Annotated in this window: 23 protein-coding genes; 7 read left to right on the top strand and 16 right to left on the bottom strand. The window is 65.2% G+C overall.

Translation table 11 applies throughout. The features are described 5' to 3' along the window. Nucleotides 1-35 precede the first annotated feature (35 nt). A complete protein-coding gene (locus ABIB99_RS14425) occupies nt 36-935 on the top strand; it encodes an NmrA family NAD(P)-binding protein (protein ID WP_354176272.1) in 900 nt (299 codons plus the stop codon). 18 nt (nt 936-953) lie between these two features. On the opposite strand, the gene ABIB99_RS14420 is transcribed toward ABIB99_RS14425, so the two are convergent. Together ABIB99_RS14420 and ABIB99_RS14415 are read right to left on the bottom strand one after the other, a co-directional pair. Beyond that, nucleotides 954-2,447, bottom strand: coding sequence for a carboxylesterase family protein (locus tag ABIB99_RS14420; RefSeq protein WP_354176270.1), 1,494 nt, complete (start codon nt 2,445-2,447; stop codon nt 954-956). Between the two features lie 21 nt (nt 2,448-2,468). Further along, nucleotides 2,469-3,809 carry an MFS transporter gene (locus ABIB99_RS14415; RefSeq protein ID WP_084794985.1) on the bottom strand — a complete coding sequence of 447 codons (1,341 nt, stop codon included), beginning with the start codon at nt 3,807-3,809 and terminating at the stop codon, nt 2,469-2,471. Between the two features lie 208 nt (nt 3,810-4,017). Here ABIB99_RS14415 and ABIB99_RS14410 point away from each other — a divergent pair, with 208 nt between their 5' ends. Continuing rightward, complete coding sequence (locus tag ABIB99_RS14410; RefSeq protein WP_063981336.1) at nt 4,018-4,668, top strand: TetR/AcrR family transcriptional regulator; 651 nt, start codon at nt 4,018-4,020, stop codon at nt 4,666-4,668. Between the two features lie 198 nt (nt 4,669-4,866). Here ABIB99_RS14410 and ABIB99_RS14405 read toward each other — a convergent pair whose 3' ends face one another. From ABIB99_RS14405 to ABIB99_RS14380, 6 genes are read right to left on the bottom strand one after another with little or no spacing between them, the layout of a single operon-like run. Then, on the bottom strand, nt 4,867-5,652 hold the full coding sequence (locus tag ABIB99_RS14405) for an ABC transporter permease (RefSeq protein WP_063981335.1): 786 nt from the start codon (nt 5,650-5,652) through the stop codon (nt 4,867-4,869). Next, nucleotides 5,649-6,506 carry an ABC transporter permease gene (locus tag ABIB99_RS14400; RefSeq protein ID WP_245328551.1) on the bottom strand — a complete coding sequence of 286 codons (858 nt, stop codon included), beginning with the start codon at nt 6,504-6,506 and terminating at the stop codon, nt 5,649-5,651. The genes ABIB99_RS14405 and ABIB99_RS14400 overlap by 4 nt, the downstream gene beginning before the upstream one ends. 24 nt (nt 6,507-6,530) lie before the next feature. Continuing rightward, complete coding sequence (locus ABIB99_RS14395) at nt 6,531-7,580, bottom strand: ABC transporter substrate-binding protein (protein WP_063986119.1); 1,050 nt, start codon at nt 7,578-7,580, stop codon at nt 6,531-6,533. Nucleotides 7,581-7,607: 27 nt separating this feature from the next. After that, on the bottom strand, nt 7,608-8,915 hold the full coding sequence (locus ABIB99_RS14390) for an NAD(P)/FAD-dependent oxidoreductase (RefSeq protein ID WP_354176268.1): 1,308 nt from the start codon (nt 8,913-8,915) through the stop codon (nt 7,608-7,610). Between the two features lie 15 nt (nt 8,916-8,930). Beyond that, on the bottom strand, nt 8,931-9,647 hold the full coding sequence (locus ABIB99_RS14385) for an HAD family hydrolase (RefSeq protein ID WP_014492710.1): 717 nt from the start codon (nt 9,645-9,647) through the stop codon (nt 8,931-8,933). A gap of 36 nt (nt 9,648-9,683) precedes the next feature. After that, complete coding sequence (locus ABIB99_RS14380) at nt 9,684-10,766, bottom strand: ABC transporter ATP-binding protein (RefSeq protein WP_354176266.1); 1,083 nt, start codon at nt 10,764-10,766, stop codon at nt 9,684-9,686. Between the two features lie 212 nt (nt 10,767-10,978). On the opposite strand from ABIB99_RS14380, the gene ABIB99_RS14375 reads away from it, so the two are divergent. Then, entirely contained in the window at nt 10,979-11,917 is a 939-nt protein-coding gene (locus ABIB99_RS14375; RefSeq protein ID WP_028147133.1) for a LysR family transcriptional regulator, read from the top strand. 20 nt (nt 11,918-11,937) lie between these two features. Here the strand turns inward: ABIB99_RS14375 and ABIB99_RS14370 are convergent, their stop codons facing one another. The 7 genes from ABIB99_RS14370 to ABIB99_RS14340 all read right to left on the bottom strand — a co-directional run bounded on the left by ABIB99_RS14370 (nt 11,938) and on the right by ABIB99_RS14340 (nt 19,595). Continuing rightward, a complete protein-coding gene (locus tag ABIB99_RS14370; protein ID WP_063981332.1) occupies nt 11,938-13,089 on the bottom strand; it encodes an alpha-hydroxy acid oxidase in 1,152 nt (383 codons plus the stop codon). A 114-nt stretch (nt 13,090-13,203) separates the two neighbouring features. Beyond that, nucleotides 13,204-14,394, bottom strand: a complete 1,191-nt coding sequence (gene uxuA / locus ABIB99_RS14365; RefSeq protein ID WP_354176264.1) for a mannonate dehydratase — start codon at nt 14,392-14,394, stop codon at nt 13,204-13,206. A 73-nt stretch (nt 14,395-14,467) separates the two neighbouring features. Continuing rightward, nucleotides 14,468-15,517 carry an L-idonate 5-dehydrogenase gene (locus ABIB99_RS14360; RefSeq protein WP_208088479.1) on the bottom strand — a complete coding sequence of 350 codons (1,050 nt, stop codon included), beginning with the start codon at nt 15,515-15,517 and terminating at the stop codon, nt 14,468-14,470. After that, nucleotides 15,514-16,920 carry a TRAP transporter large permease gene (locus ABIB99_RS14355; RefSeq protein WP_354176262.1) on the bottom strand — a complete coding sequence of 469 codons (1,407 nt, stop codon included), beginning with the start codon at nt 16,918-16,920 and terminating at the stop codon, nt 15,514-15,516. The genes ABIB99_RS14360 and ABIB99_RS14355 overlap by 4 nt, the downstream gene beginning before the upstream one ends. A gap of 4 nt (nt 16,921-16,924) precedes the next feature. Continuing rightward, nucleotides 16,925-17,503, bottom strand: a complete 579-nt coding sequence (locus ABIB99_RS14350) for a TRAP transporter small permease (RefSeq protein WP_028147138.1) — start codon at nt 17,501-17,503, stop codon at nt 16,925-16,927. A gap of 233 nt (nt 17,504-17,736) precedes the next feature. Further along, nucleotides 17,737-18,696 carry a sialic acid TRAP transporter substrate-binding protein SiaP gene (locus tag ABIB99_RS14345; RefSeq protein WP_071917185.1) on the bottom strand — a complete coding sequence of 320 codons (960 nt, stop codon included), beginning with the start codon at nt 18,694-18,696 and terminating at the stop codon, nt 17,737-17,739. Nucleotides 18,697-18,785: 89 nt separating this feature from the next. Further along, nucleotides 18,786-19,595, bottom strand: coding sequence for a FadR/GntR family transcriptional regulator (locus ABIB99_RS14340; protein ID WP_354176261.1), 810 nt, complete (start codon nt 19,593-19,595; stop codon nt 18,786-18,788). Between the two features lie 146 nt (nt 19,596-19,741). Between ABIB99_RS14340 and ABIB99_RS14335 the strand changes: the two genes are divergently transcribed. Both ABIB99_RS14335 and ABIB99_RS14330 read left to right on the top strand, forming a co-directional pair. Next, the gene (locus ABIB99_RS14335; RefSeq protein WP_354176259.1) at nt 19,742-21,226 is read left to right on the top strand and encodes a mannitol dehydrogenase family protein; all 1,485 of its coding nucleotides are present in this window, start codon (nt 19,742-19,744) and stop codon (nt 21,224-21,226) included. 98 nt (nt 21,227-21,324) lie between these two features. Next, complete coding sequence (locus tag ABIB99_RS14330) at nt 21,325-21,732, top strand: nuclear transport factor 2 family protein (RefSeq protein ID WP_071910002.1); 408 nt, start codon at nt 21,325-21,327, stop codon at nt 21,730-21,732. Between the two features lie 24 nt (nt 21,733-21,756). On the opposite strand, the gene ABIB99_RS14325 is transcribed toward ABIB99_RS14330, so the two are convergent. Then, on the bottom strand, nt 21,757-22,512 hold the full coding sequence (locus ABIB99_RS14325) for an HAD family hydrolase (RefSeq protein WP_071909999.1): 756 nt from the start codon (nt 22,510-22,512) through the stop codon (nt 21,757-21,759). A gap of 143 nt (nt 22,513-22,655) precedes the next feature. On the opposite strand from ABIB99_RS14325, the gene ABIB99_RS14320 reads away from it, so the two are divergent. Both ABIB99_RS14320 and ABIB99_RS14315 read left to right on the top strand, forming a co-directional pair. Next, nucleotides 22,656-23,504 (top strand): SDR family oxidoreductase, encoded by an 849-nt coding sequence (locus ABIB99_RS14320; RefSeq protein WP_071909998.1) that lies wholly within the window; start codon nt 22,656-22,658, stop codon nt 23,502-23,504. Between the two features lie 121 nt (nt 23,505-23,625). Further along, nucleotides 23,626-24,894, top strand: coding sequence for a serine hydrolase domain-containing protein (locus tag ABIB99_RS14315; protein ID WP_354131764.1), 1,269 nt, complete (start codon nt 23,626-23,628; stop codon nt 24,892-24,894). The last annotated feature ends 20 nt before the right edge of the window (nt 24,895-24,914 follow it).

Below are 24,914 nucleotides of genomic sequence, written 5' to 3'. Positions count from 1 at the left end.
GAACTGATCGTTCCAAGATACGGAAGGTTATCCGGATGTTCAACCCCTCCCAGCGTGGCGCCGGCCGCACGCGCATTGCCGTTGCTGGAGCCACAGGTCGCGTGGGCTCCGCCTTGATTTCGAAACTGTTCACGGAACCGGTTGAGATTGTGGCATTGACCCGCACGTCGGATGCTGGACGTCTGCCGTCCGGAGTTTCGCTTGCGACCGTGGACTTCGATGCGCGATCGACTTTGGACAACGCGCTGCGCGGAGTTGACCGTCTGTTCCTCGCCCACGGCACGTCCCCCCGGCAAGTCGCCAATGAAATTGCGCTGATCGACGCAGCCGTGGCCGCCGGCGTAGGCCACATCGTCAAATTGTCCGTGTTGGGACCACCGTCTCGGCTACATCCGTTCGACTGGCATGCGCAAATTGAGGCGCATCTTGCGGCCTGCGACGTAGGCTTCACGGTTTTGCGGCCATCGAGTTTCGTCGATATCCTGGCACGGGCTGGCGCTCCAGTCGCCAATGACGCATGGGGCGGGGCAGCCGGCGATGGATTGGTCAACTTGATCGACACGCGCGATGTGGCGGACTCGGCTTTCGCTGTGCTTCTCGACGACGCGCACTTAACGTCCCAGCGCGCCTATCATCTGACCGGGCCAACCGCGGTCAGCATGCCTGAGATAGCAAATGAAATGTCCAGACTGCTTGGACGTGTCGTCACATATCAGCACCGAAGCCCTGCGGAGCAGCGTGAGAAGCTGATGGCGTCTGGACTCAACGAATTTGTCGCCGACCTGCTGCTCGGTCTGGATCGCCTTTTCTACGAATCGGTCCTCGCAGAAACCACGTCAACTGTTCGCGAGTTGACTGGCCACGCTCCGCGCCCGGTAACCGATTGGCTAAGCGACAACATCTCGGTGTTTCAGGCGACGCATCATGGAGTCTAATCTCATGGTGCTGCCTTGCTACATCGCAGTCACAGCTTGCGCTGCTCCGGATTGCGCCAATAGCTCCGCCCACACGCGGAAGCGTGCGCCGTCGTTGAGCGGCACGATGTGAAACGGCTGGCCGAAGATCGCGAGCGGCTCATGGCCCGGCTCGAACCGCGGCCAGGCTTGAGCGATATCCGGCCTGCCGGTCGTGACGAAGCGCAAGACGCTCACCTGAAACCGCGCGGCGACATCAATGTCGGCCGGCGTCATCGGCCCGCCCTTGCGCTTGAGGATCGGCCGATCGATGAAATCAGGCAGATGCGCCCACAGGCAGGCGTTGTCCGCACCGTGTGTCGGCCCCTGCGACAGGAACGGCTCCAGCGCTGGGCGATGATCGAACCGGCTCAACCACACCGCGCCGCCTGCCGCAGCATGACGCCGCGCGAGATCGGCCATGGGGCGATGCCAGAACGCATCCGACAACAGCGCCTCGTACGGATCCTCGTCGAGGCGCGCGTTGGCGCGATAATAGGATAGCAGCCGGCACCAGCCGGCATCGCCGAACGCCGCGCGCACTTGTCGCTCGGTGGTGCGGATCATCGCGGCCGGCGGCACGCTCTTCAGGAACATCACCATCTCGTCGCGGCAGGAGCCGAGCCAGAGCGGAATGTCACGCAAAGTTCCGTCGGCGAAGACGTCGCGCGGCTCGCGCGCGATGACGGTGCCGTCGAGCACCGGACCGAACACGGTGCCTGCGTCGGTCTCGTCCGCGAGCCTGCGTCCGACGCGCTTTACCGCCGCAAACAGCTTTGGCAGCGGCACGGACGCAATCGCGCTGGGATCGCGCGCAAGCTCGAGCTCCTCGAGCACGTGGCGCGCGACATCGTCGGCATGATCGGCGCTCACGATGTTTCGGCCGGGCGCGCTCAGCGCGAGCGCACGGATAAACTTGCCTCTTGTCTGCGGCAGGGTTGCGAGCGCGATCACCATGGAGGCGCCGGCGGATTGTCCCGACAGCGTAATCGCATCCGGATCGCCGCCGAAATTCGCAATGTTGGCCCGGACCCAATCGAGCGCTGCGAGCGTATCCTGGAGCGCGAGGTTGTTGGCTTCGGTGAGGCCGTGACGATGCAGTTGCAGGAAGCCGAGCGGCCCGAGCCGGTAGTTGATGGTGACGATGACGGCCGGGCCGTGGGCGGCGAGGAAGGAGCCGTGATAGTCGGCGCCGCCGCCGGTGACGAAGGCGCCGCCATGGATGAAGAACTTGACCGGCAGCGGGTGATCCGCCGCCGGCGCCCAGATGTTCAGGCTGAGACAGGATTCCTCGTCAGCATGATCGAGATGGCCGGGCTGCGGCGCGTAAGCGCCGTAGTCCGTGCATTGGCGCGGCTCCGTCCACGCGAGCGGCGGTGTCGCCCTGGCAAAGCGCCGCGCGGTCGCGAACGGCACGCCCTTGAAGGCGCGTATGCCGTTCTGCTCGGCGCCGATGATCGGCCCGCTGGCGGTCGAAACTGCGTTGGTCAACATGCGACTTTCACTCATCCCGACTCAAGCGCGCTGCTTGCCGAGATCGGCGATGTCGACATTGTGGGTTTCGCGCGCGGTGGCCGCTGATGCCGCCGAGATCACGCAGCAGCAGGCAACGAAGATTGCCACGGGAATCCAGCCGTTCGGCCCTTCGCCGACCAGGCTCGCACTCACCAGCGGCGTGAAGCCGGCGGCGAGGAAGCCGAGCTGCGTGCCGATCGCCGTGCCGGAGTAACGCACGCGCGCGTCGAACATCTCCGCATAGAACGACGGCCAGATCGCGTTCGGCGCGGCGTAGATGACACCCGAGAGGATCATCGCCGCGGCGAAGATCGCCAGCGTATTCCCTGATGTCACCAGCATGAAGTACGGGAACACCAGCACCGCACAGCCGAGCACGCCACCGATGAACACCGGCTTGCGGCCGATCCTGTCGGCCAGCAGCGCCCACAGCGGCTGGGTGATCAGCGCGGTGACATTGCCGAGCACGCCGGCCCACAGCATGGTCGGGCGCGCGACGCCGAACTTGCTGGTGGCATAGCCGAGCGCGAACACCGCGGTCATCGTGCTCACGGTGGCGATCAGCGCACAGACGATCACGCGCAGCACGTCCGGCCAGTAGTCGCGCAAGAGCCTAACGACGGGAAAGCGCGCCACCTGCGCCTTGTCCTTGATGTCTTCGAAGACGGGCGTTTCCGGCATGGTCCTCCGCACCAGATAGGCGACCAGCAGCACGAGCGCGGAGAGCAGGAACGGAATGCGCCAGCCCCAGCTCAACAGCTGGTCTTCCGGCAGGCTCGACACCGGGATGAACACCAGTGTTGCAAGGATGGCGCCAGCCTGGGTGCCGCTCAGGGTCCAGCTCGTGAAGAAGGCGCGGTTGGAATTGGCGGAATGCTCCAGCGTCAGGGAGTTGGCTCCGCTCTGCTCGCCGGCGGCCGACAGGCCCTGCAACAGGCGGAGCAGCGTCAGGATGACAGGCGCGGCGTTGCCGATCGTCTTGGCATCCGGCAGCAGGCCGATCGCCAGCGTCGAGCCGCCCATCAGCACCAGCGTGAACAAGAGCACCGTCTTGCGGCCGATACGGTCGCCGAAATGGCCGAGGATGACGGCGCCCACGGGCCGGGCGATATAGCCGATGCCGAAGGAGAGCAACGCGAGCAGCGACGCGGTCGAGGGATCGACATTGGCGAAGAACACTTTTGGAAAGATCAGCGCCGCCGCGGTGCCGTAGATGAAGAAGTCGTAGTATTCGAGCATGCTGCCGACGAAGCTGACCAGCGCGGCGCGCTTCGGCAGCCTGTTCGGCGTGGCTTCCGCGCTGGATGATGCGCGCAGCGGTGCGGTTGACGTCAACGTCATTGAAAGCTCCTCCCCATGTGGCCGGTGCGGTTCGCGTCAGGCAGATCGCCTCGCGCGCGTTTTCTGGTTCTGGTTGCCGCAACTTTGGTTTGGAGCGATAATGTACGAACTAGTACGTTTATGCAATACGCATTGGATCAGTGCCCCGACGGGTGAAATTTGCCTTCACCTTCAAGGTGATCCGTGGAAACTGGCGGGAGAAACAGTGATGCTCGAGCGTATGCCGCCCCCATCGAAGCGCACCAACGACCCCGAGCGCACCAAGCGCGACATCCTCGAAGTGGCGATGGCCGAATTCGCCTCGGAGGGCTATTCCGGCGCCCGCGTCGATGCGATCGCGGCGCGCACGCGCACATCCAAGCGGATGATCTATTACTACTTCGGCGGCAAGGAGCAGCTCTATCTCGCGGTGTTGGAGGAGGCCTATCGCAGCATCCGCGCGCTGGAGGACCAGCTCGACATCGAAAGCTGCGACGCCCGCGAGGGATTGCGCCGGCTGATCGAGGCCACCTTCGACCATGACGAGCGCAATCCGAACTTCATCCGCCTCGTCAGCATCGAGAACATCCACCACGGCAAGCACCTGAAGCAGAATCTGCAACTGCGCCAGCTCAACGCCAGCGTGATCGCGACACTCGACGGCATCCTCGAGCGCGGCCGCGGCGAAGGCGTCTTCCGCGACGACGTCGACGCCATCGACCTGCACCTCGCCATCTCTTCCTACTGCTTCTTTCGCGTCGCCAACCGCCACACCTTCGGCGCCCTGTTCGACCGCGACCTCAGCGAGCCCAGGGTGCTGGCGACGAGCCGGACGCAGATCGTGGAGATGATCCTGGCGTGGCTTGGGGCGAAGGCTTAACAGCACACTCGCTGTCATTCCCCGCGACCCGGCTACGCCAAGGCTTCGCCGGGGCTGCGGTCCAGGGGCGCCGAAGCTTTAGCGTAGGCGGCAGGCGGGGAATCCAGTACGCCGCGGCCTATCGAGGAACCACTACCGGCTCTGGAATACTGGATCACCCGCTTTCGCGGGTGATGACGGCGGAGACCGGAGCCCCCCTCACCCGCCCCTCTTCCCCCGCGTGCTCGCCAGCAGCACCAGCATGAACGACGCCACCGTCATCAGCGTCGAGATCGCGGCGATGGTCGGGTCGATCTCGTCACGCAGCGCGGTGAACATGCGCTTGGTCAGAGGCTGATACTGGCCGCCGGAGATGAACAGCGCGACGATGGTCTCGTCCATCGCCGAGATGAAGGCGAAGATGCCGCCCGCGACCACGCTGGACTTGATCTGCGGCAGCGTCACCGCGAAGAAGCTGCGCAGGCGGTTCATGCCGAGGCTGCGCGCCACCATCTCCTGCGCCGGATCGAAGCTCTGCAAGCCCGCGAGCACCGAGATGACGACGTAGGGCAGGCCCAGCATCACATTCGCCAGCACGAGGCCGGGCATGGTCGCGACCAGGCCGACCTTTGCATAGACGAAGAAAATGCCGACCGCCGTGATGATGATCGGCACCACCAGCGGCAGCAGCAGTGCCATGTGGATGATGCGCATGATGCGCAGCTTCGACTGGCTGATCGCGTAGGCCGCAGCAACCCCGCACGGCGTTGCGATCAGGACCGTGAAGAAGGCGACCGTCAGCGTTACCCGCGTCGCCTGCATCCAGGCGGGATTGGCGAAATATTGCTGGTACCAGCGCAGCGAGAACGACGGCGGCGGGAACGTCAGGAAGCGCGCACTGGAAAACGAGATCGGCGCGATGATCAGGACGGGCAGGATCAGATAGACCAGCACCAGCGCGCTGATCACGTAGAGGACAATCCGTGCGGGCGAAGTGCGCGTCATTTTTGCCCCAACACGCGATCGAGCGAGATGAAGCGGCTGACGGCGAAGAAGATCAGGAGCACGCTCAGGAGCAGCACCACGGCGACCGCGCTCGCGGCGCCGAACTGGTTGTAGAGTTCGACATTGCGGCTCACCAGCATCGACACCATCACGGTGCGGCCGCCGCCGAGCAATTCCGGCGTGATGTAGAAGCCGAGGCAGAGCACGAACACCATGGTGCAGCCGGCGAGCACGCCCGGCAACGACAGCGGCAGGAACACGCGGAAGAAGGTAAGCGACGGGCTCGCCCCCAGGCTCGCGCCGGCCTGCATCAAATCACCGGGGATCTTCTGCATGGTGGCATAGAGCGGCAGCACCATGAACGGCAGCAGGATGTGCACGGTCGCAACCACCGTGCCGAACGTGTTGTGCACGAGCGCGAGCGGCTCGGAGATGACATCGAGATAGCGCAGGAACTGGTTGATCACGCCGGTGCGCTGGAGCAGCGCCAGCCAAGCATAGGCGCGGACCAGCACGGACGTCCAGAACGGCAGCACCACCAGCGACAGGATGAGGATGCTCCAGCCCTTCGGCACGGCGTTGGCGAGATAGGCGACGGGATAGCCGAGCAGCAGCGCGATGACTGTCACCGCGAGGCTGATCTCGAAGGTCAGCGCAAAGCTGCGCCAGTAGATGTCTTCCGTGAAGACCCGGCGATAGTTCTCCAGCGTGAAACCGTCATGGTAGATCGACTGCCAGGCGAGCCACCCGACCGGCAGCACGATCAGGAGAAGAATCACGAGCAGCGCCGGCGACACCAATGCCAGCATCAGCGCATGCTCGCGGCGCTGATGCTTTTGGGAGGAATCTGGCATGGATGTCGCCAAGGCTGACCTCGCTTACTTCTGCATGAACGACGCCCAGCGCTTCTCGGCGGCCTCGCCCGCGGGCGAGGACCACCAGGCGTAGGACATCAGCGCCTGCTTAGCCGCGTTCGCCGGCTCGCTCGGCAGCTGCGCGGCACGCTCGGGCTTGATCACGCCGGTCTCGAACGCCTTCGGATTGCCCGGGCCGTAGTCGATGTTGAGCGGCAGATTGGCCTGGTGCACGGGATCGACGGCCTCGTTGACGAATTTGACTGCCGTCTCCAGATTCGGCGCGCCCTTGAGGATGCAGAGCGAGGTGCTCTGAAGGACGCCCTGGTTGTAGGTGAAGGAGACCTTTGCACCCTCCTTGGCCACGGCGCTGACGCGGCCGTTCCACGCCATCTCCATGTCGACCTCGCCGTCGTTGAGCAGCTGCGCCGATTGCGCGCCTGAGGTCCACCACACCGTGATGTGCGGCTTGATCTCCTCCAGCTTCTTGAAGGCGCGGTCGACGTCGAGCGGGTAGAGCTTGTCGGGCGCGACGCCGTCGGCCATCAGCGCGGCCTCGAGCGTGGCGATCGGGTGATTGCGTAGCGCGCGGCGGCCGGGGAATTTCTTGACGTCCCAGAAATCCACCCAGCTGTTCGGCGCGTCCTTCGGAAACGTCTTCTGGCTGTAGGACAGCACGCTGGAATAGAACTCGTATGACACCGAATAGGGACTGCGATAGGCCTCCGGCATCGCCGCGCCGTTTGGAATCTTCGAGAAGTCGAGCTTCTCGATCAGCCCCTGCTCGCCGCCGCGCAGGCAGTTTCCGGTGGGGGTATCGACGACGTCCCAGATCGGCTTGCCGCTGCCGACCTGCGTCTTGATCGCGGGCCAGGCGTCGGGAATGGAGTCCTGGTTGATGGTGATGCCAAGCTTCTTGGCGGAGGGATCGAGGATCGCCACCGTCTGCGCCGCCTGATAGGCGCCGCCCTGCGAGACGAAGGTGATCTGCTCGGCGGCGCTCGCCGCGGTGCCGCTAAACGCGATGGCGCCCAACAGGGCGTAGCCAAATCCAGAATGCCGTTTCGTCATCATCCTCGCCTCCTCCATCACCAAATAATCTCACTGACCGATCGCATCGAGAAACTGGTACCAGCCGGCGACCATGCGCACGGCGGGCTCGCGCAGCGGATAGAACGGGATCGCCTTCATGCGCCTGATATCGAGCAGCCCTACCTCGGGCGTCTCGCCGCGCACGAAGGCGGCGAGATAGCGGCCCATCAGGCTCGACATCGCAACACCCGCGCCGTTGTAGCCCATCGAGACCAGCGTGCGGTCGTCGAGCCGGCCGATATGCGGCACCGAGTCCAGGGTCATGCCGACGAGGCCCGACCATTTGTACGCGAGCGGCACATCGGCGAGATCCGGGAAGATGCCGACCATCGCCTTGCGCAAGGCGTCGAAGGCAGCTTGCGAGTCCTGCTTGCCGAAGGCGCCGCGGCCGCCGAAGATGACGCGGTTGTCGACCATGCGGAACCAGCGCATCATGCGCTTGGTCTCGGTGTAGGTGCGCCCCGTCGGCATCAGCTTTCCCGCGAGATTGCGCGGCAGCTGCTCGGTCGCGACCATGGCGCTGCGGAAAGGGATCAGCGTGCGCTGCACGTGCGCGGTCGCGCTGGTGAGATCGGAGTAGCTGTTGGTGGCGATGATCGCCTGTTTTGCGCGCACCGCGCCTTGCGGCGTCTCGGCGACGATGCCGCCGTTCTCGCGCCGGAGTTTGACCACCGGCGACTCCTGGAAGATGGGAACGCCGCGGCTCGCCACACCATTTGCGAGCCCGCGCAGATAGTTCAGCGGGTGGATGCCGCCGGAGCCGGGATTGAGCACGCCGCCGACAAAGATGTCGGAGCCGGTTTCGTCACGCACCCCGCGCTTGTCGAGGATGCGGACTTCAGCGGAGCCCATCTCGCGCGTCATCCAGTTGGCTTCGTCGATCGCGGCCTTCAGCGTCGTCTCGTTATGCGCAGCCTTGACCTGGCCCGTGCGTGTCAGCGCCGCGCTGGCGATGCCGAATTCGGACACCAGCTCCTCGACCATGTCAGTCGATTCATGCGCGATCTCGTACATGCGCTGCGCCATGGCGCGGCCATGCGCCGCGTCGATCTCGCGGAACGACAGGCGGAATTTCGCGGTGATCACCCCGCCATTGCGACCGCTTGCGCCCCAGCCGGGACGGTTCGCCTCCAGCACGACCGGCGACAAACCGCTCTTGGCGATGTGGTGCGCGGCGGACAGGCCCGTGTAGCCTGCACCGATGATCACCACATCCGCCTGTCGCTCGCCCGACAGCACGGGAAACGCGCGCGCCGGCTCCGCCGTGGCTTCCCACAGCGAGTTGGCCGATGGCAATGCGCTCCAGTCCCGTGTCATGCCGCCGCTCATGCCTTACGCCGCCGGTCCGATCGCCGCGTCGGCCAGCGCCTTCAGCGTCGGGAAGTGGAAGTCCGGCTTGGTCAGCGTCTCCACCGCCGGCGTTCCGCCAAACCCGGCGATGCCCTGGCGGCGCTCGATCCAGCACACCTTGTAGCCGAGCTTTCGCGCGATCCCGATGTCGTGGTACTGGCTCTGCGCGACGTGCAGGATGTCGGACTGCTTGTAGCCGAAAGCGGACTGGCGCCCCTTGTTGTAGGCGAAGAATTCCGGGTTCGGCTTGGCAACGCCGGTATCGTCGGCGCAGACGGTGTCGTCGAAGGGATTGCCGAGCGCGTGCGCGTAGCAGGAGAGCGCGACGCGATCCGCATTGGTCATCGCCACCAGCCGGAACTTCGTGCGCAGGCGCTTCAGCGCCTCGACCGAATCCGCGAACGGCCCCCAGCGCAGCACCGAAAGCTGGAACACATCGCAGGACGCATCGTCGGAGGGAAGCCCGAGCTCCTTGGCGAGATGGCGATAGACGTGGAACATCGCCTCGCTCGAGCGCTCATAATGCTTGTCGCGGCCGCGCTTGTAGGGCTCGAAGATCTGCTCATCGCTGAGCTCGGCCGGCGACTTGCCGGAGATCTTGCGCACCGCGGAGAGCACGCCGGTCTCGAAATCGATCAAGGTGCCGACGACGTCGAAGGTGAGAACCTTGAAATTGCTGAACGAGGCTGCTGACGACATCTTTGGTTTCTTCTCTCGGTTGAACAAGGCTTGAGTTCAGTCCCCCGCCCTGGGGACAACGATGGTGTCCTCGGGGTGAAGGGTCACGGTGAGGCTGCCGCCGAGCGGCGGGATGCGGCTGTAGGCCTGGTGATAGCTCGGCTGGCGCAGGCTGAGCGCGATGCCATCGGCGAGCGCCAGGAAGATGCGGAGACTCTCGCCCTGGTAGACGATGTCGGTGACCGTCCCGGTCAGCCGGTTGCAGGCGGCATCCTGCGCGCCGTCGTCGATCAAGAGCTTTTCGCTGTGCACGGCGAGCATCAGGGCGTCGCCTGAGGGAATGGCGCGGGCGCTGCGCAAGAGCGCATTGCCGAGCGCGACGCTGGAGGCATCGACGCGGCGAACCGGCAGCATCGTCGCTTCCCCGATGAAGCTCGCGACGAAGGAATCCGCGGGATGATCGTGCAGCCGCTCGGGCGCGTCGATCTGGATCAGCCGGCCGTCCTTCATCACGGCGACGCGGTCGCTCATGGTCAGCGCCTCGCGCTGGTCGTGGGTGACGTAGATGATGGTGGCGCCGATGCGCCGGTGCAGCGCGCGCAGTTCGATCTGCATGGATTCGCGGAGCTGCTTGTCGAGCGCGGAGAGCGGCTCGTCCATCAGGATCAGGCGCGGCTCGAAGATCATCGCACGCGCCAGCGCCACGCGCTGGCGCTGGCCGCCGGAGAGCTGCGCGATGCCGCGCTCTTCATAGCCGGCGAGACCGACCATCGCGAGCGCTGCGCGCACCTTGTCGGGCCAGCTCGCTTTCGGCAGGCGCCGTGCGCGCAGGGGAAAGGCGACGTTCTCGCCGACGCTCATATGCGGGAACAGTGCGTAGTTCTGGAACACCACGCCGATGTCGCGCTTGTGCGGCGGCATCCAGGTGACGTCACGACCGCCGAACAGGATGGTTCCGCTCGATGGCAGGATGAAGCCGCCGAGAATTCCAAGCAGCGTGGTCTTGCCGGAGCCGGAGGGGCCGAGCAGCGAGACGAACTCGCCGGCGCCGACATTGAGCGAGACGTCGTCGAGAGCGCGAACGGCGCCATACGCCTTGCTCGCGGACCTGATCTCGACGCTTTCCGCTCGTTTGTCCAACGATCGACCTCGCCTCGTTCCCTGCAATGGCGTGCCTCACTGCGCGCCATAAGCCTGCTTTATAGACAGGAATTTTGAGCACTCGCGGCCGAAGCGTGCACCGCACCAATTCTTCGCTCGCAAGCCCTGTCTTTAGGCTGTGATGCCAATGACACCAGACTTGGCAAAACTCGGCAATTGCCAAATTCTCACCGCGTCCATAACATGGCGTTATGCCCGAGCTGCGCCGGATGCTGCCCTCCAGTAACGCCCTGTTCGTCTTCGACGCAGCGGCGCGCAATGGCAGTTTCACGGCGGCAGCAGCCGAGCTCAACGTCACGCAGCCGGCGGTAAGCCGCATGCTCGGACAGTTCGAGGAGCATCTCGGCGTCCGCCTGTTCGACCGCACTGCGGGACGCGCGGTGCTCACCGAGGAAGGCGAGCTGCTTTATCGCCGCGTGCTCGAAGGCTTTCGCAGCATCGAGACCGGGCTCGTCGAGATCGAGCGGCGCCGCAAGGGCACCGAGACGGTAACGCTGTCGGTCTCCTCCGCCTTCACCACGCATTGGCTGATGCCGCGCATCGACAAGCTGCAGAAGCAGTTTCCCGAGGTGGATCTGCGCTTCCAGCTGATCTCCGGCGCGCTGCGCGGACCAGTGGAGAATGTCGACCTCGGTATGCGCTTCCGTGACCGCGACGAGCCGTCATCCGGCGGCACGCTGGTGATGAAGGAAGTCATGCTGCCGATGTGCAGCCCCGGTTATCTCGGCGAGACCGATCCCGCTGAAGGCAACACCATCATTCGCCTCGCCGAGACGCCGGGCGACTGGGCGGCGGATTACGCCTCGCTTCTCACCGGCCGCCGCGGCGCGGCCAAGGCGCTGAGCTTCACCGACTATGCCGTCGTGATGCAGGCTGCCCTGCTCGGCCAGGGCATCGCGCTCGGCTGGCTGACGGTGGCCTCGCACTGGCTCCTGACCGGCGCGCTGGTGCCGGCCTCCGAGACGCTCACCACCACGCGGCGCATCTGCGAATTCCTGCCGCCGCGCAACCGGCCGATGCGCCCCATCGCCGCCGAGATCCGCGACTGGATCATCGCGCAGATGAAAAGCGAGATCGCCGCGATCGACCGGCTCTATCCGAAGCTCGGCGCGATGGCCGCCTGCTATTGATGCCGAACGATCACGGCGCGCTACCCCGGCCGAAAGCGCAGATTGGCGCGCGATAGCTGGCTGATCGACGTGCATCCCATCAGCTTCATATCGCGCACGAGTTCGGCCCGCAGCAGGCCGAGGGCCCGTTCGACGCCGGGCCGGCCGGCGGCGGCGAGCGGATAGAGATAGTATCGTCCAAGCCCGACCGCCTTGGCCCCGAGCGACAGCGCTTTCAGGATATGGGTTCCGCGCTGGATGCCGCCGTCCATCATGACGTCGATGCGGTCGCCTACGGCATCGACGATTTCGGCGAGCTGATCGAAAGCCGAGCGGGAGCCGTCGAGCTGGCGGCCGCCATGATTGGAAAGGACGATGCCGGCACAGCCGATATCGACCGCGCGGCGCGCGTCTTCCACCGACATGATCCCCTTCAGGCAGAACGGGCCGTTCCAGGTCCGCACCATCTCCGCGACATCGTCCCAATTCATCGCGGGATCCAGCATTTCCGTGAAGTAGCGGCCGATCGACATGGCGCCGCCGCTCATGTCGACATGCTCCTCCAGCTGCGGGAGCCTGAATTTCTCGTGGCTGACATACTGGATACCCCACATCGGCTTGATCGCGAACTGCAGCATCCCCGCAGGCGTCAGGCGGAAGGGAATGCTGAAGCCGGTGCGCAGATCGCGCTCGCGATTTCCCCCGGTGATGCTGTCGACCGTCAGCATCATCACCTCGACGCCCGCGTCCCTGGCGCGCTGCATCATGGCGCGGTTGAGACCGCGATCCCTGTGGAAATAGAATTGATAGACCTGCGGTGTGTCGTGGGCCTTGCGCAATTCCTCGAGCGACACCGTGCCCAGCGACGAGACGCCGAACATGGTGCCGTAGCTCGCCGCGGCAGCGGCGACGGCACGCTCGCCTTCATGATGGAACAGGCGCTGCAAGGCGGTCGGCGAGCAGTAGAATGGCAGCGCGAGCTTCTGGCCCATGATGGTGACCGAGAGATCGACGTCCTGCACGCCGCGCAGCACGTTGGGCAGAAGGTCGCAATGCTCGAAGCTCGCGCTGTTGCGGCGATGGGTCGTCTCATCGTCGGCCGCGCCATCGATGTAGTCGAAGATCGGACCGGGCAGTCGGCGGCGCGCCAGCCGCCGGAAATCGTGGAAGTTATGACACTGTGTCAGGCGCATTTCTCAACTCCGCTCGCGGCATGCTCTGCGCGTCGATCATCCTGCCATCGCGCCGCCGATGCTGCTAGCGGCCGCCGTCGCGACGATCTCTCGCCTGATGGGGCCGCCGGTCTCCTATCGATGCTCGATCGCCCTGATCGCACCGCGGAGCTCGGCAAGGCCGCGCAGGCGGCCGATCGCGGTGTAGCCGGGATTGGTGCGCTTGGTGGCGGCGAGATCATCGAGCATACGATGGCCGTGGTCGGGACGGAACACGATTCTCTTGTCGGGCGAACGCCGCGCGTTCTCCTTCAACAGCGCCTTCAGCACCGCGACCATGTCGACGTCACCGTCGAGATGATCGGACTCGTAGAAGGACAGGCCATCGGCCTCGCGCTTGGTCGCGCGCAGATGCGCAAACGCAATGCGCGGGCCGAAGCGCTCGGCCATCGCGGGCAGATCGTTCCCGGCGCGCACGCCGAGCGAGCCGGTGCACAGGCAGATGCCGTTGGCCTTGGACGGCACGGCATCGAACAGCGCCTGATAGTCGTCGGCGGTCGAGGCAATGCGCGGCAGGCCGAACAGCGGACGCGGCGGATCGTCGGGATGCAGCGTCAGGGACACCCCGAGTTGCTCGGCGACCGGCGTGACGCGGCCCAGGAACTCGGCGAGATGCTGCCGCAGGATCTTTGGCGTGATGTCGCGGTAGGTCTCCAGCCGGTCGCGGAATTGCGGGATCGTCATCGGCTCGGTGGTCGAGCCCGGCAGCGCACTGGCGATGACCATGACGAGGTAGTCGATATCGGCCTGGCTCATCTTCTCGAACAGCTTTTTGGCGCGCGCCTGCTGCTCGGGCGAATACTCCTGAACGGCGGCGGGGCGCTTCAGGATATGCAGCTCGAACGCGGCAAAGCGGTCCTGGTCGAAGCGCATGGCGCGGGCGCCGTTCGGCAGCTCCCACTCCAGATCGGTGCGGCACCAGTCCACCACCGGCATGAAATTGTAGCCGATGATCTTGATGCCGGCCGCGGCCACCGCTTCGAGACTCGCGATCCACGCGTCGATCGAGGCCGTCGCCTTAGCCCCGAGCCGCTTGACGTCGTCGGGGATCGGAATCGACTCCACCACCGACCAGGTCAGTTGCGAGCGGCCGGGCTGGCCGCGCTCGATGAAGTTCTTGCGCTCCTCGACCGCCTTGCGTGTCCAGGCTTCGCCGATCGGCACCTGATGCAGCGCCGAGACGATATCCGTTGCCCCGGCCTGCCTGACATCGTCCAAAGACACCGGATCATCCGGACCGTACCAGCGCCAGCCTTCGAGCATCATCGAAATTCTCCTAAAGCGTTTTCGAGCGAAGTGGATACCGGTTCGCGTGAAGAAAACGCGTCAAAACAAAGAATCAGTTCGCGGTCAGCACGACCTTGACGCTTTGCGAGCGGTCCAGTGCCAGCCGCAGCGCGTCCGGCGCGGTCGACAGCGGCCGCTCGGCGGTGACCAGCGACAGCACGTCGACGCTGCCGGCGCCGATCAGTTCCACCGCGGTCATGAACTCGAAGCCGAAGCGGAACGAGCCGCGCAGGTCGATCTCCTTGGCCATCACCGCATTCGACGGCGTCGGAATCTGGCCGCCCGGCAGATTGCCGATCTGCACCACAATGCCGCCGCGCCTGACAATGCCGATCGCGCTGGCAAGGCCTGCGGCGGTGCCCGAAACCTCGAACGCGACGTCATAGGGACGCGATGCGGCCTGTGCCTTCAGTCCTTCCTCGCCGCTCGAGACGTTCTCGACGTGAGAGGCGCCGAGCCGGGTCGCGAAGGCGAGCGGCGCCGGCGCGATGTCCGCCACCGTGATGTCGGCCATGCCGGCGCGGTGTGCGGCGAGCATGGTCAAAAGCCCGATCGGGCCGGCACCGAAGATGATGCCGCGCTTGCCCTCGATGTTGCCGGCGCGCGCCACCGCATGCAGGCAGACCGCGAGCGGCTCGGCCAGCGCTGCGGCCTGATAGGACACATGGTCGGGGATCTTCACGCATTGCGCGGGGATCGCGTCGAAATAGTTAGCGAAACCGCCCTGCATGTGCGGCGTCTTCGAGGCCGAGCCCATGAAGTAGATGTTCTCGCAGAGGTTCGGCCGACCTTCGCGGCAGGCGACGCAATGGCCGCACCAGCGCGACGGATTGACGGCGACACGGTCGCCGAGCTTCAGGTTCGCTGCGGAGCCTGCGATCTCCACGACCTCGCCGGAGATCTCGTGGCCGAGCACGAGTGGCGACTTCACGACGAAATCGCCGGTCCGGGCATGACGGAAATAGTGCATGTCGGAGCCGCAGATGCCGCCGGCGCCGAAGCGAATGCGCACCATGCCGTCAGCGAGCTTGTCGAGCGGATGCTCGATCATGCGCAGATCTTCGGGGCCGAACAGGGTTGCGGCGAGAGCGGTGGAGGTCATTTGGAGAGTCCCATGTATTTAGGCAGCCAGAGGGTCAGTTCGGGAATGTAGGTGATCGCGATCAGCGCGACCATCAGCGGCACCAGCCAGGGCAGGATCGCGACCGTCGTGCGCTCGACCGAGAGCTTTGCCACGCGGGCGAGCACGAACAGCACCATGCCGAGCGGCGGATGCAACAGGCCGATCATCAGGTTCAGCGTCATGATCAGGCCGAAATGGATCGGATCGATGCCGAGCTTGAGCACGATCGGCAGCAGGATCGGCACCAGGATGGTGATCGCCGCCGTGGTGTCGATGAAGCAGCCGACGAACAGGATCAGGACGTTGGCGAGCGCCAGGAACACCCATTTGTTGTGGGTGATGCTGAGCATCCAGTCCGAGAGCATTTGGGCTGCCTGCGACACCGTCAGCAGCCAGGCGAAGATCGAGGCGGCCGTGACGATGAACAGCACCGAGGCCGTGGTCTCGATGGTGTCGAAGGTCGCCTTCGCCACCGTCTTCAAGGTCATGGTACGGTAGCGGACGAGACCGAGGAACAGCGACCAGATCACGGCGGCGACCGCGGCCTCCGTCGGCGTGAACCAGCCGAGCGTCATGCCGCCGATCAGGATGACCGGCGCCATCAGCGCCATTACCGCCGAGAAGTCGAAGTACCAGTCGATCGCGAGCAGCGTGCCGAGGCCGATGACAACGGCCATGTTGGTCGACATGCCGGCCAGCACCATCAGCCAGATCGCGAGCGGGAAAGCCAGCACGATGGCGATCTCGATGCCGGCCGAGCCGAGTTGCGGCCAGGAGAACGGCGTATCGCTGCCCCATTTGTTCTTGTGCGCGAAGTAGGTGACGGTGGCCATCATCAGCAGCGTCATGACGATGCCGGGAATGACGCCGCCCAGGAACAGCGCACCGATCGAGACGTTCGCCATCATGCCGTAGATCACGAAGGGCAGCGACGGCGGGATGATCGGCCCGAGCGTGGCTGAGGCCGCGGTGACGCCGACCGAGAACTCGGTGGAATAGCCGTGGTCCTTCATCGCCTTGATCTCGATGGTGCCGAGACCGGCGGCGTCCGCGATCGCCGTGCCGGACATGCCGGAGAAGATCACCGAGCCGATGATGTTGACGTGGCCGAGGCCGCCGCGCATCCAGCCGACCAGCGCGACCGCGAATTTGTAGATGCGGCCGGTCACGCCGGCGATGTTCATGAGATTGCCGGCCAGGATGAAGAACGGCACCGCGAGCAGCGGAAAGCTCTCGACGCCGGCGATCATGCGCTGTGCCAGCGTGACGTCAGGCGTCACGCCGCTGACCAGGATGTAGAGCAGCGACGACGCGGCCATGGCGATCGCCACGGGAACGCCGAGCAGCATCAGGACGAGGAAGCCTCCAAGCAACAGCAACATAACTTTACCCCTCAAAACCGTCGTAGGCGCCGGGACGTTCGAGGATCGAATAGCCCTGTCGCAGATGTTGGATGGCCACCTGCACCGAGCGCACGAACATCAGCACGAAGCCCGCCAGCACGGCGTAATAGACGTAGTCCTTGGGCAGATTGATCGTGGTCATCGACTCGTCGCCGATGATCTGGATGTAGACCCAGACCAGCTTGATGGCGTAGCCGAAGAAGGCGATCCGGATCAGGTCGATCGCGGTCGACAGCGCGCGCGCCACGACATGCGGCAGATAGCGGTAGATCAGATCGACCTGGATGTGTCGTGAAAGCCGTACGCACATCGAGGAGCCGATGAAGACCACGCCGATCAGGCAGTAGGTCGCGATCTCCTCGGTCCATGCATAGCTGTCGTTGAGGACGTAGCGGGTGAAGAACTGGAGGAAGACGGCAAGCGCCATCACCCAGAAGATCACCAGCGCCACCCAGTCCTCGAAAGCGTAGACGCCGAGATCGACCTTCGGCACCGCCTCTTCCTCGAAGGTGTGGGCGATCTCGTCCCCGGTGATCTGCCGGTGCACTTCGACGGTGGACATGGGGTTACTCCTCAACCTCTTAATCGTCATTCCGGGGTGACTCGAAGAGCCGAACCCGGAACGACGACTTAGTTCTACGAACTCCGCTCCTCATCCTGAGGAGCTTGCGAAGCAAGCGTCTCGAAGGATGGCCTCGGGCGACGCCTGAGCGACATCCGGGCCTTCATGGTTCGCCCGGCGATGCGAAGCATCGTCCGGAGCGCGCTTCGCGCTCCTCACCATGAGGGTCTCAGTTATTTCACCGCCTGAATGCGTTCCCAGTCGGCCTTGCGATAACCGAAGGTCTCGAACGCAACGTTCTTCAGCACGATGTCGCGGAACTCGTTCTTGTCGACCTCGGTCACGGTCAGTCCCTTCTCCTTGAAGAAGGAAACCAGCTTGGCCTCGTTCTGCTTGATCTCCGCGGTCGCTTTCGCAGCGGCCTCCTGCGCGACGTCGGTGAAGATCTTCTTGTCCTCGTCGCTCAGCTTCTTCCAGAGCGCGCCCGCAACAACCGTGTTGAGGTGGTCGACGATGTGGCCGGTCAGCACGATGTGCTTCTGCACTTCGTAGAACTTCTTGGCCTCGATCGTGGTCAGCGGGTTCTCCTGCGCCTCGACGGTGCCGTTCTGGAGCGCGAGATAGACTTCGGCGAACGCGATCGGCGCGGTGTTGGCGCCGCAGGCGCGCGGCATCGCCAGATAGGCCGGAACGTCGGGCACGCGCATCTTGAGACCCTTGAGGTCCGCGCAGGTCTTGATCGGCTTGTTCGACGAGGTCTGGCGCACGCCGTAATAGGTGACCGCGACGATGTGGTGGCCGCTCTTGTCCTCATAGCCTTTGGCGAGCTCCTTGAAGATATCGCTCTTGGTATAGGCAAGGAGATGGTCGGCGTCGCGGAAAGTGTAGGGATAGTAGGTCACGCCGATCGGGGGAAAACTCTTGGCCGCGAAGCTCGAGCCGGAGATGATGATGTCGACCGAGCCGAGCGAGAGGCCCTGGTTGATGTCGGCTTCCTTGCCGAGCTGCGAGGCCGGATAGACGTCGACGGTATAGCGCCCGTTGGTGCGCTTGCCGATCTCCTGCGCGGCCCAGACCGAAGCGGTGTGGAACGGCTCCGAGGTCTCGTAGACATGGGCCCATTTGAGCTTGGTCTGCGCCATGCCGGGATTGGTCGCCGCGAACATTGCCGCGACCGAAGTCGCCAGCACCATCGTCATCTTCTTCAACACTGACTTATCCTCCACTGACTAAAGTCTGCTTCTTGTTTGCCCGCCCCAAACCCGGGACGAGCCGCCCAATCTCATCGTCGCCGCACGCTGCCGCTTTTGGCCTGCGTCTTCGCGCGTTTTGGTTTTGCCGGTTTCGCCGGCGTGCGCGCGACCCGGCCTCGCTCCGCGGGCGATCCCGCGGCGGTCTCGGCACCAAAGTTCTGCGCAAAGCGCTCCTGCGAGCGCGCTAGATGCTTGCGCATGGCCTTGCGCGCGGCGTCCGGATCATGCGCCGCAATCGCGTCACGCACGGCGCAATGCTCGTCGAGCGCGGTGCGCCAGGTGCCCGGGCTTTCGAAGTAATGCGCAAGCTGCGCGAAATAGGGATTGAGGCGCTGGTCGAACAGCTCGCCGACCACGCGCACCAGCACGGCATTGCCGAGACTGCCGGCGATCGCGACGTGGAAGGCACGGTCGTGCACCATCGAGGCCTCGCCGGGATGCTCGACATTCTCCATGGCGACAAGCGACGCATTGATACGGGCGATATCGTCCTTGGTCGCCACGCGCGCGGCCTGCTCGGCGATCGCGCTTTCGAGGAATTCGCGGGCGCGCAAGAGCTCGAACGGGCCTTCGATGCCGGCGGCCGGAAGCGCAGGCGCGGCGTCCGCTGGCTCGGTCACATAGATGCCGGAGCCGACGCGAATGCGGACACGGCCCTCGACCTCGAGCGCGATCAGGGCTTCGCGCACCGTCGGCCGCGAGATCTTGAGCTGCTCGGCGAGTTCCCGTTCGGTCGGCAAGCGGCTGCCGACCGCGTACTCGCCGCTGTCGATCAGGCTTCGCAATTGATCGGCGACCTGGCGGTAAAGCCGTCTCGCCTCCACAGCTTCCAGCGGCACGCTGGCCTCCCCGAAAGGGTCTCGCTGGGAAGCATCGCGTCCCGGCGGCCCGCCAATTTTGGATAATTGGTCTTACCAATTGACCGAAGCATTGACCGAGGACAGGCGCCATGTCAAGCAGCGGCCAAACACAGGGAGAGACGACCATGCGCCATAATTCAACGCGTCTTGGCCGCGCCAATCTCGACCGGCTGCCGTCCGCCATCCGCCGCCCGGCCTATGACCGTTCGCGCGTTACGCCCGGCATCGTGCATCTGGGCCTGGGCGCCTTTCATCGCGCGCACCAAGCCGTCGTCATCGACGACTGCCTTGCCGCAGGCAGCTCGTCCTGGGGCATCGTCGGCGCGAGCCTGCGCAGCCCGGATACGCGCGACGCCCTCGCCCCGCAGGATCATCTCTACACTGTCGCCGTACGTGCCGCCGAAGGCACCGAGCACCGCGTCATCGGCGCGCTGCTCGACAGCGTCGTCGCGCGCGAGAAGCCGGCAGCACTGGTCGAGCGGATGGCCGATCCCGCCATTCGCATCGTCTCGCTGACGGTTACCGAAAAAGGCTATTGCCACACGCCGCAGACCGGCGATCTCGACGAGCGGCATCCGGATGTCGTGCACGATCTCAACAATTTTGACGCGCCGCGCTCGGCGCCCGGCTTCATCGTCGCCGCACTGGCGCGCCGGCGCGCACAGGGGCTGGCGCCCTTCACCGTACTGTGCTGCGACAACCTCGCCGCCAACGGCCACACCGTGCAGCGGATCGTGACGCAGTTCGCCGCGCTCCGGTCGAAGGACCTCGGCAAATGGATCCTCGATAGTACCGCCTTCCCGTCGACGATGGTCGACCGCATCGTGCCGGAGACGACGGACGCCGACCGGGATGCGGTCTCGAACGCGCTCGGCATGCGCGACGACTGGCCTGTGATGACCGAGCCGTTCACGCAATGGGTGGTCGAGGACCGCTTCACGGCGGGGCGGCCCGATTTCGCCGCCGCCGGTGTCGAGCTCGTCACCGACGTCAAGCCGTTCGAGCTGATGAAGCTGCGGCTGCTCAACGCCAGCCATTCGGCGCTGGCCTATCTCGGCTATCTCGCGAGCTACGAGACCATCGCCGACACCATGCTGGATCCGCATTTCGCCCGTCTCGCCGCACAGGTGATGGAAGAGGCTGCGGTGACGCTGACGATGCCTGTTGGCACCGATCTCGCCGCCTATTGCGCCTCTCTGCTCAAGCGCTTCGCCAACCCGGCGCTGCATCACCGTACCTGGCAGATCGCGATGGACGGCTCGCAAAAGCTTCCGCAGCGCCTGCTCGGCGCGATGCAGGATCGCCTGCGCAAAGACCTGCCGATCGCGACGCATGCGCTCGCGGTGGCCGGCTGGATGCGTTACGTCACCGCACGCGACGAGCAGGGCCGCGCCATCGACGTTCGCGATCCGCTCGCCGCCGAGTTCGCCGCGCTGGCGCGCGAGGCGGGTCCCGTCGCCGAACGGCTCGCGCCCGCATTGCTCGGGGTCGAGAAAGTGTTCGGACCGCTGGGCACTGAGCCGCGCCTGCGCGAGGCCGTGACCACGGCGCTCGGCCGTCTTTATAAGGATGGTGCGCGGCGGGCGGTGGAGACACTTGTCTCGGCGTGACCACAAAGCAGGCAATGCTGCACTGCGGTCCAAATCGAACGCAAAGTCGGACGGAAGTCGCGCTTGATTTTTGCCTGCCATTGCCCCACCCGAGAGGCATGGCAAAGGACACCAAGGTCATCGCCGCGAACGCGGCCTTCTACGCCGCCTTTTCAACGGGCGACTTCGACGAAATGGAGCGGATGTGGGCGGATGACGACGCCATTTCCTGCATCCATCCCGGCTGGCCGGCCATCATCGGCCGGGCCACGGTGATCGGCAGCTGGCGCGACATCCTGCAAAATCCGGAGCGGCCGCAGATCGTCTGCGCCGAACCGCAGGCGATCGTCGACGGCGACAGCGCGCGCGTGCTCTGCATCGAGATCGTCGACGGCACCGCTTTGGCCGCTGCCAACCATTTTCGGCGTGTCGGCGACGGCTGGCGGCTGGTGCACCACCAGTCGAGCCCGATCGCGCAGATTGTCGAGCAGGCTGAAGACGATAGGGCGAGCCACCGCGTCCACTGACCGCGGCGGGCCGGCCGGCGCTTTCTACTGTGCATGGGGTTGTTTTTCAGTTTTTTGTTTTGAGCCCCCGAGTTCCGACAAATCGTCCAGCACGACCTGCGCCGCACTGAAATCATCGTCCCGAAAGAACATGCTTCTGGTGATGAGCACCGGAATGTTTGCCCGCGAGGCCGCGATCAGACCGTTGCGGGAATCCTCGATCGCGACGCAGTCGGCTGCGCCCAGCTTCAGCCGCGCCAGGGTTTCCAGATAGACATCGGGGGCCGGCTTCTTGTGGCGGACATCGTCGCCGGCGACGACCGCATCAAAATCCGCCGCCCAGCGCGTTCCCAGCGCTTGCGACAGCAGCGCATCGATATTGCCGTGCGAGGTGGTGGTCGCGATCGCAAGCCGTTGGCCGCGGGCCCTCGCGGCGGTGAGCAGGTCCGCCACGCCGGGCCTCAAGGGGCAGCAGCCGGTTTCGATCAGCTCGGCGTAATGCGCGGTCTTGATGCGGTGAAGGGCTGCGATGTCCGCATCCGGCAATGGCGGCGCGACCTGCAGCCTCGCGTGAAAGGCGCGCATGCGCTCCTTGCCGCCGGTGACACGCAGCAGCTCCTTGTAGACGGCCCGGTCCCACTGCCAGTCGAGACCGTGGCGAATGAAGGCGTGGTTGAAGGCCTGGCGATGCAGCTCCTCGGTTTCGGCCAGCGTGCCGTCGACATCGAAGATCAGCGCGGCGGCGCGCCCGATCAACTCCGCGGCACCGCATGGCACTGCGGCCGGCGCTTCTGCCTGCATGACCGACGCCTCCCTCCTGACACGCGAGCATCGCCTGCCCTGGCGGCCGAGTAAAATTGCAATATCTTTTGCCGGACCCAAAAATCCCTTATGAGCGAACGGCGCGCAGCTCGCGCGAGCGGGAACTCCAGCACGGCAGGCGCATGCGGCTCTTCATCCTCGGCCTCGGCTACAGTGCCCGGCATTTCGTCAGCCAATTCGGCGGCGCCTTCTCGCATATCGCCGGCACCATGCGCGATCCCGGCAAGCGAAACGACCTTGCCGGCATCGAGGTGCACGCCTTTTCCGGCAGCAGTCCGGCCCGCGAGGTGGTCGAGCGAGTCCGCGACGCCGATGTCCTTCTCATATCGATCCCGCCCGGCAGCGCGGGCGACCCCGCAGTTACGGCCCTTGGCGACGCGCTCGCGAGCCGGCGGCGGAAGATCGTCTATCTCTCCACCATCGGCGTCTATGGCGATCACGCAGGCCGCTGGGTTGACGAGAGCACGCCGCCGCAGGCCACCCTCGACCGCACGCGCACGCGCGTTGCGGCGGAGCAAGCCTGGACCGCCACGGCGCGCGGCGACGTCGCGATCCTGCGGCTTGCGGGCATCTACGGTCCCGGCCGCAACGCGCTGGTGACGCTGCGGGCGGGGACGGCCCGGCGCATCATCAAGCCGGGACAGGTCTTCAACCGCATCCACGCCGACGACATCGCGACCGCGATCATGGCCGCGGTGAAGCACAGTGACGGCGGCACATGGAACGTCTGCGACGACGAGCCGGCGCCGCCGCAGGAGGTGATCGCTTATGCGGCGAAGCTGATGGGCCTTGCGCCGCCGCCCGAAGAGCCGTTTGAAACCGCCGAGATGTCGGCGATGGCCCGCAGCTTCTATGCCAGCAGTGCCCGGGTCTCCAACGCGAAACTGAAGCACGAGCTCGGTGTCACGCTTGCTCATCCGACCTATCGGCATGGCCTGGATGCATTGTGGCGCACCGGGCAAGGGCGATAGGTTCCGGTTATCTCCGACGCGTCCCAGACATGCCCCGCCCGCGCTTGACTTCGCTCAGGCGCAGCCGTGATCTAGCCGCTCGGCGAGCCACCACAGAACGAGCTCGCCTTGGGAGGATGCAATGAACAAGACGATCGCCATGATCGCGACGGCGGCTGCCGTCATCACGTTCGGTGCGGCGCGCGCCGCACCACTGCCCGAAGCCAGCCCTGATGACGCCGGTTTCTCGAAGCAGGGTCTCGCGCGGCTCGACAGCTTTTTCGCGCGCGAGATCGCCGCCAAGCGCGTCCCCGGCGCCGTCGTCGCGGTGGCGCGGGACGGCAAGCTCGTGCACTACAAGGCTTACGGCATGCTCGATCCGGACAAGGGCACGCCGATGCCGGTCGACGCGATCTTCGCGCTGGCCTCGATGACCAAGCCGATGGCGGCGGTCGCCGGCCTGACGCTGATGGAGAAAGGCCAGTTGCCGCTCCAGGCGAAGCTGTCCGACTACTATCCAGGCTTTGCCGACATGAAGGTCGGCGCGACCGAGGCCAATGGCTCGCTCAAGCTCGAACCGCAGGCCTCCCCGATCTTCATCCACGATCTCTACCGGCATACGTCCGGATTGATGTATGGCGGCCGCCCCGACTCATCAAGCCCGGTGGCGCGGCAATACCCCGATGGCGTCGCCCCGGCGGTGGAAGGCGACACTGAGGCCTTCATCGACCGCATCACAAAACTGCCGCTGGCGCATCAGCCCTCGACCGAGTTCGAATACGGTTTTTCGATCGACGTGCTCGGCGCCGTCGTCGAGAAGGTCAGCGAGCAGAGGCTCGGCGACTATCTCGCCGCCAATGTGTGGCAGCCGCTCGGCATGAAGGACGCGACCTTCCACCCGACCGACGCACAGCGCCCTCGCCTCGCCCGCCCGTTTGCCAATGATCCGCTGACCGGCAAGCCGCAGGCCATCAAGCTGCTGGACACTCCGACCAAGTTCGACTGCGGCGGCGCCTGCTCGTTCGCGACGATGGGCGATTACATCCGCTTCGGCCAGATGCTCCTGAACGGCGGCGAGCTCGACGGCCAGCGCATTCTTTCCCCGAAGACCGTGCATCACATGACGAACAACCACCTCGGTCCCGAGATCAAGAACAATGTGGCGAACATCGAGCCGCATCGCGCCGGCTTCGGCTTTGGTCTCGCGGTCGCGGTCCGGACCAGCGAAGGGCTGTCGTCGGTTCCCGGCAATCCCGGCGAGTTCACCTGGAACGGCGCCTACGGGACGCAGTTCTTCTGCGATCCCAAGGAGCGTCTCGTCGTGGTGGTGGGAACGGCGGCGCCGGGCGAGCTCAGGAAATACTATCGCGAGCAGGTGCAGGACATCGTCTATGGCGCGATGGTGAAGTAAGACCGGCGCGCTGGAATAGA

It is taken from the genome of Bradyrhizobium sp. LA6.1, assembly GCF_040547805.1.
Lineage (GTDB): Bacteria > Pseudomonadota > Alphaproteobacteria > Rhizobiales > Xanthobacteraceae > Bradyrhizobium > Bradyrhizobium barranii.
The sequence above is the reverse complement of the archived record's forward strand: the minus strand, read 5'-3'. Positions and strand labels throughout refer to the sequence as shown.

Bases quoted from the DNA above. Each gene is read 5' to 3' on its own strand.
- ABIB99_RS14425 (WP_354176272.1), top strand. From the start codon at position 36: ATGTTCAACCCCTCCCAGCGTGGCGCCGGCCGCACGCGCATTGCCGTT.
- ABIB99_RS14420 (WP_354176270.1), bottom strand. From the start codon at position 2,447: ATGTTGACCAACGCAGTTTCGACCGCCAGCGGGCCGATCATCGGCGCC.
- ABIB99_RS14415 (WP_084794985.1), bottom strand. From the start codon at position 3,809: ATGACGTTGACGTCAACCGCACCGCTGCGCGCATCATCCAGCGCGGAA.
- ABIB99_RS14410 (WP_063981336.1), top strand. From the start codon at position 4,018: ATGCTCGAGCGTATGCCGCCCCCATCGAAGCGCACCAACGACCCCGAG.
- ABIB99_RS14405 (WP_063981335.1), bottom strand. From the start codon at position 5,652: ATGACGCGCACTTCGCCCGCACGGATTGTCCTCTACGTGATCAGCGCG.
- ABIB99_RS14400 (WP_245328551.1), bottom strand. From the start codon at position 6,506: ATGCCAGATTCCTCCCAAAAGCATCAGCGCCGCGAGCATGCGCTGATG.
- ABIB99_RS14395 (WP_063986119.1), bottom strand. From the start codon at position 7,580: ATGATGACGAAACGGCATTCTGGATTTGGCTACGCCCTGTTGGGCGCC.
- ABIB99_RS14390 (WP_354176268.1), bottom strand. From the start codon at position 8,915: ATGACACGGGACTGGAGCGCATTGCCATCGGCCAACTCGCTGTGGGAA.
- ABIB99_RS14385 (WP_014492710.1), bottom strand. From the start codon at position 9,647: ATGTCGTCAGCAGCCTCGTTCAGCAATTTCAAGGTTCTCACCTTCGAC.
- ABIB99_RS14375 (WP_028147133.1), top strand. From the start codon at position 10,979: ATGCCCGAGCTGCGCCGGATGCTGCCCTCCAGTAACGCCCTGTTCGTC.
- ABIB99_RS14370 (WP_063981332.1), bottom strand. From the start codon at position 13,089: ATGCGCCTGACACAGTGTCATAACTTCCACGATTTCCGGCGGCTGGCG.
- uxuA (WP_354176264.1), bottom strand. From the start codon at position 14,394: ATGATGCTCGAAGGCTGGCGCTGGTACGGTCCGGATGATCCGGTGTCT.
- ABIB99_RS14360 (WP_208088479.1), bottom strand. From the start codon at position 15,517: ATGACCTCCACCGCTCTCGCCGCAACCCTGTTCGGCCCCGAAGATCTG.
- ABIB99_RS14355 (WP_354176262.1), bottom strand. From the start codon at position 16,920: ATGTTGCTGTTGCTTGGAGGCTTCCTCGTCCTGATGCTGCTCGGCGTT.
- ABIB99_RS14350 (WP_028147138.1), bottom strand. From the start codon at position 17,503: ATGTCCACCGTCGAAGTGCACCGGCAGATCACCGGGGACGAGATCGCC.
- ABIB99_RS14345 (WP_071917185.1), bottom strand. From the start codon at position 18,696: ATGGTGCTGGCGACTTCGGTCGCGGCAATGTTCGCGGCGACCAATCCC.
- ABIB99_RS14335 (WP_354176259.1), top strand. From the start codon at position 19,742: ATGCGCCATAATTCAACGCGTCTTGGCCGCGCCAATCTCGACCGGCTG.
- ABIB99_RS14330 (WP_071910002.1), top strand. From the start codon at position 21,325: ATGGCAAAGGACACCAAGGTCATCGCCGCGAACGCGGCCTTCTACGCC.
- ABIB99_RS14325 (WP_071909999.1), bottom strand. From the start codon at position 22,512: ATGCAGGCAGAAGCGCCGGCCGCAGTGCCATGCGGTGCCGCGGAGTTG.
- ABIB99_RS14320 (WP_071909998.1), top strand. From the start codon at position 22,656: ATGCGGCTCTTCATCCTCGGCCTCGGCTACAGTGCCCGGCATTTCGTC.
- ABIB99_RS14315 (WP_354131764.1), top strand. From the start codon at position 23,626: ATGAACAAGACGATCGCCATGATCGCGACGGCGGCTGCCGTCATCACG.